This is a genomic window from Curtobacterium sp. VKM Ac-2865, assembly GCF_015350905.1.
Lineage (GTDB): Bacteria > Actinomycetota > Actinomycetes > Actinomycetales > Microbacteriaceae > Curtobacterium.
The window spans coordinates 844,606-857,023 of the sequence record NZ_JADKRZ010000001.1; the positions used below are offsets into that span (position 1 = coordinate 844,606).

The following is a 12,418-nucleotide window of genomic DNA, read 5'->3' on the forward strand; positions in this document are numbered from 1 at the left end:
CGGTGCACTTCCCGGTGCAGGACTCATCCTGTCGGATGACGTCGCGACACCGCATGGTGCGGGGTCAGTCCTTCGTGACGAGGCCGTGCTCGTGGGCGAAGACCACCAGGCGGACCCGGTCGCGCAGGCCGAGCTTGCTGAGGACCCGGGAGATGTGGGTCTTGACCGTCGCCTCGCTCACGAACTCGTGCTGGGCGATCTCGCTGTTGCTGAACCCACGGGCGGCGAGGTCGAAGATCTCGCGTTCCCGCGGCGTGAGGTCGTTGACCGCGGCGGGGACGTTCGCGGCCCGCTCGGCGGTGTCGTCGTACCGTCGGAGGAGTTCGCGGGTCGCCGACGCCGCGAAGACCGCCGTGCCCGCGTGCACGGTGCGGATCGCTGCGAGCAGGAACTCGGGGTCGGCGTCCTTGAGCACGAAGCCGCTGGCACCCGCGCGGATGGCCTTGGCAGCGGCCTCGTCGAAGTCGAACGTCGTCAGCACCAGGACCTTGGCGCCGTCCGTGCCGGAGTCCTCGACGATGCGCGCGGTGGCGGTGATGCCGTCCATCACGGGCATGCGGACGTCCATGAGCACCACGTCGGGTCGACTCTGATGGACGAGCTCGACGCCCTCGGCGCCGTTGCCGGCCTCTCCGACGAAGCGTAGGTCCGGCTGGGAGTCGATGAGCATCCGGATGCCGGTGCGGAAGAGCGCCTGGTCGTCGACGAGGGCGACGCGGATGGGGGTGTCGGTCATGGCGCGGTGCGCTCCTGGTCGGTCGAGGTGAAGAGTCCGCGGGGCATCTGCCCGGTGGCGGGGTGTGCTGGCATGCGGACGGCGACGGCGAAGTCCTGCCCGCGCGGACCCGCGGTCATCGTGCCTCCGGACAGGGTCGCACGCTCCCGCATCCCCACCAGTCCGTGGCCGGTGCCGGGTCCGGCGCGGCCGTCGTCGGAGCGACGGTTCACCACGTCGATCTCGACGGTGTCGGGGCGGTAGGTCAGGGACGCGTGGACCGGGGTGCCGCGTTCGCCGTGCTTGTAGGCGTTCGTCAGGCTCTCCTGCACGATCCGGTACACCGCGAGCTGCGTGCTCGTCGGCAGGCTGCTCGGGTCACCGATGCGTTCGACGTCGACCTCGAGGCCGACCTCGCGCATCTCCCCGACGAGCCGTTCGATGTCGTCGATGTCCGGGGTCGGCGTGGTGCCCTGCTCGTGCCGCAGCGCCCCGAGGAGTTCGCGGACGTCACCGAGCGCCCGCCTGGCCGTGCTCGAGATCGTCCCGAGCGCCTGGTCCGCCACCGCGGGGTCGGCCTTGAGCGCGTACCGCGCACCGTCGGCCTGCGCGATCACCACGGCGAGGGAGTGCGCGACGATGTCGTGCATGTCGCGGGCGATGCTGACGCGCTCCTGCTCCACAGCGACCGCGCGGTCGGCACGAGCGGCGTCTCGTTCCGCCAGCAGCTGGGCCTCACGACTCATCCGCGCGGTCTGGCGCGTCCGGGCGACCACGCCACCGAGCCACGGCAACAGCAGCAGCGCGAGCACGACGATCAGGACGGCGCCGAAGACCCTCCCGGACTCGATCACGGGCCCGTCCTGGGTCGGTTCGTGCAGGCGCGTGATGTAGTCCGGGATCCCGACGTACAGGGCCGCCGTCAGGGCACCGGCGATCGCCGAGACCGCGCCGGCGACCCGGACTCGCTGGCTGCCGTACGCGCTGGTCGTGTACATGACGCCGGCGATGAAGATGTTCGACGGGTCCGGCTGCTGACCGGTCACCATCTGGTAGATCGCAGTGATCCAGGCGACCGAGAGCGCCAGACCCGGCGACAGACGCCGGAGGGCCAACGCCGCGGTCATCCCGACGACGATGACCGCCTGGTCGCGCGCGAAGAGCCCGCCCGACGCCACGAGCACCACGAGCCCCCCGAGGCCCACGGCGATGAGGACGTCGGTGACGATCTGGCTGCGCAGCACGGGACGGAACACCCGTCCACGGTACGACTGGCGGGGCACGTGCGCGTCCGTCCGTCGGATGACCGGCGTCAGAAGCCCAGGCGCCCGAGCTGCTTCGGGTCGCGCTGCCACTCCTTGGCGACCTTCACCCGGATGTTGAGGTACACGTGGCGTCCGCCGAGCAGCGACTCGATCTCGGCGCGTGCGCGGATGCCGACGTCCTTCAGCCGCTCGCCCTTGTGTCCGATGACGATCGACTTCTGGCTGTCCCGCTCCACGAACAGGTTCGCGAAGATCCGCAGCGGCCCGCTGGGATCGTCGTCGGGGTCGGGTTCGACCATGTCCTCGATGAGCACGGCCAGGGAGTGCGGGAGCTCGTCACGGACGCCCTCGAGGGCGGCTTCGCGGATGAGCTCGGAGATGCGCTCCTCGTTCGTCTCCTCGGTGATGGCGTCCGCGCCGTACAGTGCCGGCGACTCGGGCATCAGTTTGGTGATCTCCATGAGCAAGGCGTCGAGCTGGGTGCCCTCCGTGCCGGAGGTCGGCACGATGGCGTCCCACTCGCGGAGTTCCGACACGGCCAGGAGCTGCTGCGCAATCTTCTCCTTGCCGGCACGGTCGACCTTCGTCACGATCGCGACCTTCTTGGCGCGGGGGAAGTGGTCGAGGGTCTCGTTGATGAAGCGGTCGCCCGGGCCGATCGGTTCGTTCGCCGGCACGCAGAACCCGATGACGTCGACGTCGCCGAGGGTGGACTGCACGAGGTCGTTGAGCCGTTCGCCGAGGAGCGTGCGGGGGCGGTGCACGCCGGGGGTGTCGACGATGATCACCTGCCCGTCGGGGCGGTGCACGATCCCGCGGATGGCCCGTCGTGTCGTCTGCGGCTTCGACGAGGTGATCGCGACCTTCTCGCCGACGAGCGCGTTCGTCAGCGTGGACTTGCCGACGTTTGGGCGGCCGACGAACGACACGAAGCCGGCTCGGTAGGTGGTGGGGCGCTCGGTGACGCCGTCGTCGGTGTCGCTCATGCTGAGGGGGTTCCCGTCGTGGTGGTTGCGAAGCCGTCGAACGCCTGCTCGACGCGCTCGAGGGCGTCGGTGCGTTCGGCGAGCACGGAGATGAGGTGGCGGCGCTTGCCCTCGACCCGGTCGGCGGTCAGGACGACCCCGGAGACGGTCACGGACTCCCCCGCGGTGGCCAGGTGTCCGAGCTCCTTGGTGAGCAGCCCCCCGGCGGTGTCGACGTCGTCGTCGTCGAGGTCGATGCCGAACAGGTCGCCGAGGTCGTCGATCGGCATCCGGGCGGAGACCCGCCAGACCCCGTCGCCGAGGTCGACGCGGTCGACCACCGTGCGGTCGTACTCGTCGGAGATGTCGCCGACGAGCTCCTCGATGAGGTCCTCCATCGTCACGAGCCCGGCGACCCCGCCGTACTCGTCGACGACGAGCACCAGGTGGTTCTTCGCGGCCTGCATGTGGCGCAGGGTGTCGTCGGCGTGCTTCGACTCCGGCACGAACTCGGCCACGCGCAGCAGCGACGTGACGGGTCGGCCGCCGGCGTTCTTGCTCTCGTACAGCGCACGAGCGAGGTCACGGAGGTAGACGACCCCGAGGACGTCGTCGCTGTCGCGCCCGGTGACCGGCATCCGGGACACCCCGGCGGCGAGGAACTGCTCCATCACGGCCGACAGCGTGTCGGCGGCGTCCGCGGTGACCATGTCCGTGCGTGGCACCATGACCTCGCGCACCAGGGTGTCGCTGAACTCGAAGACGGAGTGGATCAGCTCGCGGTCGTCGGCTTCGAGGACGTTGCTCTCGGTCGCCTCGTCGACGAGGGAGAGCAGCTGCTCCTCGCTGGAGACGCTCGACGTGCTGCCGTTCCGCCCCGGCGTGACCCGGTCGCCGATGACGACGAGGAGTCCGGCGAGCGGCCCCAGCACGATGCGCACGGTGTGGATGAGGCCACCGGTGAGCCCGACGAGCTGCTCCGGGTGGGCGCGTCCGACGCTGCGCGGGCTCGAACCGACCAGGACGAACGACACTGCCGTCATGATCGCGGCGGAGACGATGAGCGCCAGCCACCAGGTGTCGAGCACGCTGAACAGCGCGATCGTGACCAGGACGGCCGCGGCGGTCTCGGCGAGCACCCGGAAGAAGTTCAGGGCGTTGACGTGCGCACCGACGTCGTCGGCGATGGCCTCGATCGCCCGACGGCGCTTGTGGCCCTTGGCGATCTCGTCGAGGTCGGCGCGGGAGGACACGGCCAGCGCGGCGTCGGCGGACGCGAGCAGACCGCCGAGGACCACGAGCACGAACGCCACCGCGAGCAGGGCGGCGACGAGGAGCACTGCCGTCACCGCCCTCGGCGCTGTGCGGCGAACCCGGCGAGGATCTCCCCCTGCAGCCCGAACATCTCGGCCTTCTCGTCGGGCTCGGCGTGGTCGAAGCCCAACAGGTGCAGGATGCCGTGGCAGGTCAGCAGCAGGAGCTCGTCGGTGGTGGAGTGCCCGGCGGTCTTCGCCTGGGCCTCGGCCACCTGCGGGCAGAGCACGATGTCACCCAGCAGCCCGGCCGGGGTCGGCTCGTCCTCGGTACCAGGGCGGAGCTCGTCCATCGGGAAGCTCAGGACGTCGGTGGGACCCGGCTCGTCCATCCACCGCAGGTGCAGCTGCTCCATCGCGCCCTCGTCGACGAGCACGACGGCGAGCTCCGCGTCGGCGTGCACGTGCATGGCGTCGAGCGCGAACGCGGCGAGACGCTGGATGGCGTCGTCGTCCACCGCGACGCCGGACTCGTTGTTGAGTTCGATGCTCACCGTGCGCCTCCTCTGGCGTCGTCGTGCGGTCGGGAGCCGGTCTGTCGGCGCTCGGCCTGCTCGACCAGCCGCTGCTCGTCGTAGACGGTGTAGGCGTCGACGATCCGACCGACCAGGGTGTGGCGGACCACGTCCTCGCTGCCGAGCCGGGCGAAGTGGATGTCCTCGACCTCGGACAGGATCTGCGTGACCAGCCGCAGGCCGGAGACGTTGCCCGGCAGGTCGACCTGGGTGATGTCACCCGTGATGACCATGCGCGACCCGAAGCCGAGCCGGGTGAGGAACATCTTCATCTGCTCGGGCGTGGTGTTCTGCGCTTCGTCGAGCACGACGAAGGAGTCGTTGAGCGTGCGCCCGCGCATGTACGCGAGCGGCGCGACCTCGACCGTACCGGCGGCCAGGAGCTTCGGGACCAGCTCGGGGTCCATCATCTCGTTGAGCGCGTCGTACAGCGGCCGGAGGTACGGGTCGATCTTGTCCGTCAGCGTGCCGGGCAGGAACCCGAGCCGCTCGCCGGCCTCCACCGCGGGACGGGTCAGGATGATGCGGGTGACCTCGCGCCGCTGCAGGGCCTGGACGGCCTTGGCCATGGCCAGGTACGTCTTGCCGGTGCCGGCGGGGCCGATGCCGAAGGTGATCGTGTTCTCGTCGATGGCGTCGACGTACCGGCGCTGCCCGTCCGTCTTCGGGCGCACGGACTTGCCGCGGCTCGCCACGATCGGCGTGCCGTAGACGTCAGCGGGGCTGCGGGCCTCGTCGATGATGCGCGCGGACGTGGGGATGTCCGACTGGCCGATGTCCTGGCCGCGCTTGACCATGTCCACGAGCTCGTCGACGAGCGCGCGGGCACGGGCGACGTCGCGCTCCGGGCCGGTCAGGGTGACCTGGTTGCCGCGGACGAGCACGCGGACGCCGGGGTACTGGCGTTCGACGGTCTTGAGCAGTCGGTCCTGGGGGCCGAGGAGCTGGACCATCGCGATCCCGTCGACGGCGAGTTCCGAGACGGCTTCGGTCTCGGTGGGTGCGGTGTCGTCAGCTGGCAAGGGTGCCTTCCTGCAGGTCGCCTGCGAGTACGTGTGCGTGCACGTGGAACACGGTCTGTCCGACGGTCTCGCCGGTGTTGAAGACGAGCCGGTACTGCCCGCCGGAGCGCTCGTCGGCGATGCGCTGGGCGGTCGCGACGACGTGCGCCAGGAGGTCCGGGTCACCGACCGCGAGCTCGGTGACGTTCTGGTACTGCTCGGTCTTCGGGACCACGAGGACGTGGACCGGGGCCTTCGGGGCGATGTCCTCGAACGCGATGACGCGGTCGTCCTCGGCCACGATGGTCGCCGGGACGTCGCGCGCGACGATCTTCGCGAAGATGCTGCTCATGGCCCCATCGTAGGACGCCCGACCGACGCCGGGCCGTCCCGGTGCGACGGTGCTGCGCGCGGCGGTCACCAGCGGCCGAGCCGGGCCTGCAGGACCGCCAGTGCCGCAGGCCCCGCGGTGGAGGTGCGCAGGACGGTGTCGCCCAGTCGCACCCGCACCGCACCGGCGGCTTCGAGGCGGTCGAGCTCGGAGCCGTCGATGCCGCCCTCGGGCCCGACGACCAGGGCGATCTCGGTCGCGTCGGCCGGGGGCTCCCACGTGGCGAGCCGCTCGGTCGCGGTGGGGTCGAGCAGGACGAGCACGACGCCGTCCGAGGACGCCGCCGCGAGCTGCGCGGTCGTCATCGGCGGGTCCACCGTGGGCACGCGCGACCGGATCGCCTGCTTGGCGGCCTCGTGCGCGACGGCCGCCCACCGCGCACGGCCCTTCTCGACCTTGGCGCCGTCCCACCGGGAGACACTGCGTGCGGCCGACCACGGGACGACGCGGTCGACGCCGATCTCGGTCGCGGCCTGCACCGCCATCTCGTCGCGGCCGCCCTTCGCCAGGGCCTGCACGAGGGTCAACGACGGGGACGGGGGTTCCTCGACCACCACGGACGCGACGCTCAGCACGAGCGCGTCCCGATCGAGCGACTCGACCGGTCCGAGCACGACCGTGCCCCGGCCGTCACTGAGACGGAGCGTCTCCCCGACCCGCACCCGCGACACCGTGACCGCGTGCCGGCCCTCGGCGCCGTCGAGCGCGACGGAGTCCCCGACGGTCACGCCGTCGAGGGACTCCACCAGGTAGAGCGACGCCATCAGAAGTTGAAGAAGCGGTCGCGCAGCTTGCCGAACATGCCCTGCTGGAACCGGGCGAGCTGCGGTGCCGCGGACTTGTGCGACTTCGCGAGCTGCTCGACGAGCTGACGTTCCTTGTGCGAGAGCTTCGTCGGGGTCACGACCTGCACGCCGATCCGGAGGTCGCCACGCCCGCTGCCGCGCAGCTTCGTGACGCCGCGGTCCTTGATCACCAGGACGTCAGCGCTCTGCACGCCCGGCCGGACCTCGAGCTCGACCGGGCCGTCGAGGCCGTCGATCGTCGTGGTGGTGCCGAGGATCGCGTCGGTCATCGGGACCTCGAGCGTGGCGAGCAGGTCGTCACCGTCGCGGCTGTAGACGTCGTGGTGGTGCACCCGGACCTCGAGGAACAGGTCACCGGACGGGCCGCCAGCCGGGCCGACCTCACCCTGGCCGGGCATCTGGAGGCGCAGACCGGAGTCGACACCGGCGGGGATGTCGACCGGGATGGTGCGACGGGCGCGGACGCGACCCTGGCCCTGGCACGTCGGGCAGGGGTTCGGGATGACGGTGCCGTGGCCGCGGCAGGTGCCGCACGGCGCGCTCGTCACGACGTTGCCGAGCAGCGAGCGGACCTGGCGCTGGATCGAGCCGGACCCACCGCAGATGTCGCACGTGCGCGGGCTGGTGCCCGGGGCGCAGCACGAGCCGCCGCACGTCTCGCAGAGCACCGCGGTGTCGACCTCGACGTCCTTGTGCGTGCCGAAGACGACCTCGTCGAGGTCGACGTCGATGCGCAGCAGGGCGTCCTGCCCGCGCTCGGCCCGGCTGCGGGGACCGCTGCCACGGCCACCGCCGCCACCGCCGCCGAAGAAGGCGTCGAAGATGTCGCTGAAGCCGGCTGCTCCGCCGCCCCCGAAGGGGCTGTCAGCCGAGGGGCCGGCGTCGTAGCGGCGCCGCTGCTCGGGGTCGCTCAGCACGTCGTACGCGTGCGTGACGTCCTTGAAGCGTTCGGCGGCGTCCGGGCTCGGGTTCACGTCCGGGTGGAGTTCCCGCGCGAGTCGGCGGTACGCCTTCTTGATGTCGGTGTCGGCCGCGTCGCGCGGGACACCGAGGACGTCGTAGTGGTCTGCCACGTATCCCTCAGTTGTGTTCGTCGGTCGGTCGGATGATGGGGGTCGTCAATTCTCGCCCAGGAGCCTGGAGAGGTACCGGGCGACCGCCCGGACCGCTGCCATGTTCGAGCCGTAGTCCATGCGCGTCGGGCCGAGGACGCCCAGCCGGGCGACCTCACCGCCGGCGGCGACGTACCCGCCGGCCACGATGCTCGTGGCGTCGAGGCCGTACTCCGCGTTCTCGACGCCGATTCGCGCCGTCACGGAGACGTCGTCCAGCTGCATCTCCCCGAACAACCGGAGCAGGGTCACCTGTTCCTCGATGGCCTCGAGCACGGGGAAGAGCCCGCCGGAGAAGTCCTGCTCGCTCTTGGCGAGGTTGGCCGCACCCGCCATCAGCAGGCGGTCCTGCCGGTTGGCGGCGACCTGCTCGATGAGCGTCGCGACGACCACCCCCGCCAGGGTCTGCGAGTCGGGGCGGATCTGCGCGGGGATCGCCCGGAGCGCGGTGGGGACGTCCTGCAGCGCGAGCCCGACGGTCGCACCGTTGAGCACCGAGCGGAGTTCGACCAGCGCGGACTCGTCGAGCCGGACGTCGGTCTCCACCACGCGCTGCTCGACCCGTGCGGTGTCGGTGATGAGCACGACCATCAGGCGGGTGTCGCCGAGGCGGACGAGTTCGACGTGCTGCACCCGGGCGCGCACCATCGACGGGTACTGCACCAGGGCGACCTGGTTCGTCAGCTGGCTGAGCAGCCGGACGGTGCGGCTGAGGACGTCGTCGAGGTCGTTCGACGCCCCGAGGAAGGTCTCGATGGCGTGCCGCTGCGCGCTCGACAGCGGCCGTGCGGCGGCGAGGTGGTCGACGAAGACGCGGTAGCCCTTGTCCGTCGGCACCCGGCCGGACGAGGTGTGCGGGGCGATGATGAGCTGCTCGTCCTCGAGCAGGGCCATGTCGTTGCGGATCGTCGCGGCGCTGACCCCGAAGGCGTGGCGGTCGACGATCGACTTCGACCCGACGGGTTCGCGGGAGGACACGTAATCGCGCACGATGGCCTTGAGGACCTCGAGGGAACGTTCACTGACCACCGGGACCCCTTCCACGCGTGCTGGCACTCGGACGTGTCGAGTGCTGATCCTACGCCTGCACACCGACACGCTCGGACTTCTCCGGGGGCCGGTCGCTACGCTGCCGCCATGAGCTACGGACACGAGCAGGACGGCTCCGCAGGCCCCGGACAGCCCCGCCCCGGCGACTACGCCCACCAGCCCCACCCGCAGGGCTTCGGCCAGCAGCCCGGCGGCCCGCAGTACCAGCCACCGCAGCCGCTGACGCCCGAGGACCAGCGCCTCTGGGCGACGCTCACCCACGTCGGTGGCATCTTCCTGAGCTTCGTCGGCCCCCTCGTCGCCTACCTGGTGCTGCGCGACCGCGGCGGCTTCGTCCGTGAGCACACGCGCCAGGCGCTGAACTTCCACATCACCGCCGCGATCGCCAGCTTCGTCGCCGGACTGCTGACGCTCGTGCTCATCGGCTTCGTGCTGCTGCCGATCATCAGCGTGCTCGTGGTCGTCTTCGCGATCATCGCCGCGGTGGCCGCCAACCAGGGACGCTTCTACCGCTACCCGCTGACGATCGAGTTCGTGAAGGCCTAGTCGAGCAGCTCGCGGACCACCGCGTCCGCGAGCAGCCGCCCCTGCAGCGTCAGGTCGAGCCGGCCCGGCGCGCCGGGCCGGCCGAGGGCACTGCGGCCATCCACGAGACCGCGCGCGATGAGCCCGGCGACCCGGCCACGGGCCTCCTGGCGGAGTTCCTGGGTGGTGAGCTCCCCACGGACGCGCGCGGCGAGCAGCACGCGCTCGACGTAGCGGGTCTCGTCGTCGAGCGTCTCGCGCCCGGCGGCCGGGGACACGTCCTGCAGGACTCGGCCCGCGTACGCAGCCGGGTGCTTGACGTTCCACCAGCGGGTGCCGGCGACGCTCGAGTGCGCGCCGGGGCCGACGCCCCACCAGTCGTGGCCCTTCCAGTAGGACAGGTTGTGCCGGCTGACGTGGTCGTCGCCGCGGGCCCAGTTCGAGACCTCGTACCAGGAGTAGCCGGCGTCGCCGAGCAACTGGTCCGCGAGCTCGTACATGTCCGCCGCGAGGTCGTCGTCCGGGGCGGGCAGCTCACCGCGGGAGACCGCGCGGCCCATCGCGGTGCCGTCCTCGACGATGAGCGAGTAGGCGGACACGTGGTCCGGCTCGCACGCCAGCGCGGCGTCGAGCGAGGTGCGCCAGTCGTCGAGGGACTCCCCCGGCGTCGAGTAGATGAGGTCGAGCGAGACGTCGAGGCCGAGCTGCTTCGCGAGGTCGACCACGATCGGCACGCGCTCCGGGTCGTGGGTGCGGTCGAGGGTGGCGAGGACGTGCGGCACCGCCGACTGCATGCCGAAGCTCATCCGGTTGAACCCGCCGGCACGGAGCGTCTCGAGCGAGGACGCGTCGACGGAGTCCGGGTTGGCCTCGGTCGTGACCTCGGCCCCCGGCAGGATGCCCCAGGTGTCGTCGATCGCGCGGAGGATCATGGCGAGGTCGCTCGCCGGCAGCATCGTCGGGGTGCCACCGCCGAAGAACACCGTCGACACCGGACGACGGGGCACGCCCGAGCGGTCGAGGACCGACGCCGCCCACGCGATCTCGCGCACCGCATGGCCGGCGTAGTCGTCCCGACGGACGCCCCGCAGCTCGGACGCCGTGTAGGTGTTGAAGTCGCAGTAGCCGCAGCGCACCCGACAGAACGGCACGTGCACGTAGACCCCGAAGGGGACGTCTCCCGCCCCGGCCGCCGGCGTGAGCAGCCCGTCGGCGGGAGCCGGGTCAGCGATCGGGAGAGCACTCGGCATGGGCTCCATTCTCCGTCATGATGGAGCCATGGAGCACCACTCGGTCCCGACCACAGTGCTGTGGGACATCGACGGCACCCTCGTCCGGAACGCCACCTCGCCCGGCAACCTGTACCACCTGGCGCTCGAGCGCGCGACGGGCCGTGACCTCCCCCTGCTCGTCGGCCACCAGCACGGGCGCACGGACGCGGGCATCATCGCCGAGCACGTGCGCGCACACGACCTCGCGACCGACGTCATCCCGACCGTGACCGCCCACCTCCGCGACCTGTCCGAGGAACGGCACCGGGCTGGCGAACACCGGACGGCCGCTCCGGGGGCCCTGGCGCTCGTCACCCGCTTCGCGACGCTCGGCTGGCGGAACGGCCTGCTCACCGGCAACTCCGCGTACCGCGCCCGCGTCAAGCTCGCCGGGGCCGGCTTCGACGTGGACGCGTTCGACTGGGACCACTCGTACTTCGGGGACGAAGAGGTGGAGCGCGCCGGCGTCACCGCGCTCGCAGCTGACGACCTGGCCGGCACGCGCGCGGTCATCGTCGGCGACACCCCGCGGGACGGCGAGGCGGCCGACGCCGTGGGCATCCCGTTCCTGGCCGTCGCGACCGGCGTCTACGACGTCGAGGCACTCCGACACACGAACGCGGTGGCGATCGCCCGGGACTGCGTCGTCGACGCAGCCCTCATCGAGGACGCCATCGCCGCCCTGCCCCCGCTGCGACACGAGTAGCGACGAGGCGACCGCAGGGGGCTCAGTCCCCGCGCAGCGCCGCCAGGTACTTCTCGGCCATGACCCGCTGCTGCCGACGGAGCAACGGCGCCACGAAGCGCCACTTCGCACTGGCCGGCTGCGAGAACTGTCGGACCTGCAGCCACACCGAGCCGTCGGCGGTGCGCTCGACGACGAAGGACTCCTCGCCCGAGAGCGGGTGGCCTTCGAGCGTGCCGTAGGCGAAGCCCTTGCGGTCGGGCTCGTCGATGATCGAGACGACCCGCACGGGGGCCTGCACCGAGCGACCGAACGCGTGCATCGTCAGCACCGCCGTCGTGCCGGCGGTCACGAGCGGGGTGCCGTCCGGCGCGAAGTGCTCGACCCGCGGCGTCCCGATGGAGGCCGGCGCGATCGGCACCCCCTGCTCGTCGAACGTCACGGGGTTGTAGCGGACATCGTCGTCGTCGGGCGCGTCGTCCACCCGGACGCCCATCCCGCTGCGCTCCTGGATCTGCCAAGTCAGCGCCTGGGTCACCGCGGTGTCGAACCGCTGGTCGCCGTGCCCGATGCGAGCACGCGACTCCGCCGGGGTGAAGCCCTCCGGCGGGTAGGTCATGAGGTCCGGCGCCTGTGTCGCACCGACCGCTCCGTAGGTCAGGGCGGTCAGGTACCCTCCGCGGCTGCTCATCCCGCCATCGTACTGGGCCTGACCGACGGACCGGACCGCGCGTGGCCGCCCCGGCAGGCTGGCGTGCGTCATCCCCATGCCCCGAACTGGAGGCTGCAAGTCGTTGCGTACGC

14 protein-coding genes are annotated in these 12,418 nt (G+C 71.4%); 2 read left to right on the plus strand and 12 right to left on the minus strand.

The features are described from left to right. Positions 1 to 64: 64 nt before the first annotated feature. The 10 genes from ITJ54_RS04055 to hrcA all read right to left on the minus strand — a co-directional run bounded on the left by ITJ54_RS04055 (position 65) and on the right by hrcA (position 9,112). A complete protein-coding gene (locus tag ITJ54_RS04055; protein WP_194625988.1) occupies positions 65 to 736 on the minus strand; it encodes a response regulator in 672 nt (223 codons plus the stop codon). Next, positions 733 to 1,971, minus strand: a complete 1,239-nt coding sequence (locus tag ITJ54_RS04060) for a sensor histidine kinase (protein ID WP_194625989.1) — start codon at positions 1,969 to 1,971, stop codon at positions 733 to 735. The genes ITJ54_RS04055 and ITJ54_RS04060 overlap by 4 nt, the downstream gene beginning before the upstream one ends. Before the next feature lie 56 nt (positions 1,972 to 2,027). Then, complete coding sequence (gene era, locus ITJ54_RS04065; RefSeq protein ID WP_194625990.1) at positions 2,028 to 2,966, minus strand: GTPase Era; 939 nt, start codon at positions 2,964 to 2,966, stop codon at positions 2,028 to 2,030. After that, on the minus strand, positions 2,963 to 4,294 hold the full coding sequence (locus ITJ54_RS04070; RefSeq protein ID WP_323741586.1) for a hemolysin family protein: 1,332 nt from the start codon (positions 4,292 to 4,294) through the stop codon (positions 2,963 to 2,965). Before ITJ54_RS04070 ends, era begins: the two co-directional genes overlap by 4 nt. Beyond that, on the minus strand, positions 4,291 to 4,752 hold the full coding sequence (gene ybeY, locus ITJ54_RS04075; protein ID WP_194625991.1) for an rRNA maturation RNase YbeY: 462 nt from the start codon (positions 4,750 to 4,752) through the stop codon (positions 4,291 to 4,293). The genes ITJ54_RS04070 and ybeY overlap by 4 nt, the downstream gene beginning before the upstream one ends. Then, a complete protein-coding gene (locus ITJ54_RS04080; RefSeq protein ID WP_228508607.1) occupies positions 4,749 to 5,726 on the minus strand; it encodes a PhoH family protein in 978 nt (325 codons plus the stop codon). The genes ybeY and ITJ54_RS04080 overlap by 4 nt, the downstream gene beginning before the upstream one ends. Before the next feature lie 58 nt (positions 5,727 to 5,784). Beyond that, on the minus strand, positions 5,785 to 6,126 hold the full coding sequence (locus ITJ54_RS04085; RefSeq protein WP_194625993.1) for a histidine triad nucleotide-binding protein: 342 nt from the start codon (positions 6,124 to 6,126) through the stop codon (positions 5,785 to 5,787). A gap of 65 nt (positions 6,127 to 6,191) precedes the next feature. Then, complete coding sequence (locus tag ITJ54_RS04090; protein WP_194625994.1) at positions 6,192 to 6,929, minus strand: 16S rRNA (uracil(1498)-N(3))-methyltransferase; 738 nt, start codon at positions 6,927 to 6,929, stop codon at positions 6,192 to 6,194. Continuing rightward, on the minus strand, positions 6,929 to 8,044 hold the full coding sequence (gene dnaJ, locus ITJ54_RS04095; protein WP_194625995.1) for a molecular chaperone DnaJ: 1,116 nt from the start codon (positions 8,042 to 8,044) through the stop codon (positions 6,929 to 6,931). The genes ITJ54_RS04090 and dnaJ overlap by 1 nt, the downstream gene beginning before the upstream one ends. A 45-nt stretch (positions 8,045 to 8,089) precedes the next feature. Next, the gene (gene hrcA, locus ITJ54_RS04100) at positions 8,090 to 9,112 is read right to left on the minus strand and encodes a heat-inducible transcriptional repressor HrcA (RefSeq protein ID WP_194625996.1); all 1,023 of its coding nucleotides are present in this window, start codon (positions 9,110 to 9,112) and stop codon (positions 8,090 to 8,092) included. Between the two features lie 108 nt (positions 9,113 to 9,220). Here hrcA and ITJ54_RS04105 point away from each other — a divergent pair, with 108 nt between their 5' ends. Then, entirely contained in the window at positions 9,221 to 9,679 is a 459-nt protein-coding gene (locus ITJ54_RS04105) for a DUF4870 domain-containing protein (RefSeq protein ID WP_228508188.1), read from the plus strand. Here ITJ54_RS04105 and hemW read toward each other — a convergent pair. Further along, positions 9,676 to 10,908 (minus strand): radical SAM family heme chaperone HemW, encoded by a 1,233-nt coding sequence (gene hemW / locus ITJ54_RS04110; RefSeq protein ID WP_194625997.1) that lies wholly within the window; start codon positions 10,906 to 10,908, stop codon positions 9,676 to 9,678. The genes ITJ54_RS04105 and hemW overlap by 4 nt on opposite strands. Positions 10,909 to 10,936: 28 nt before the next feature. Between hemW and ITJ54_RS04115 the strand changes: the two genes are divergently transcribed. Then, complete coding sequence (locus ITJ54_RS04115) at positions 10,937 to 11,635, plus strand: HAD family hydrolase (RefSeq protein ID WP_194625998.1); 699 nt, start codon at positions 10,937 to 10,939, stop codon at positions 11,633 to 11,635. Between the two features lie 22 nt (positions 11,636 to 11,657). Here ITJ54_RS04115 and ITJ54_RS04120 read toward each other — a convergent pair whose 3' ends face one another. After that, positions 11,658 to 12,305 (minus strand): DUF1990 family protein, encoded by a 648-nt coding sequence (locus ITJ54_RS04120; RefSeq protein ID WP_071276033.1) that lies wholly within the window; start codon positions 12,303 to 12,305, stop codon positions 11,658 to 11,660. Positions 12,306 to 12,418 lie beyond the last annotated feature (113 nt).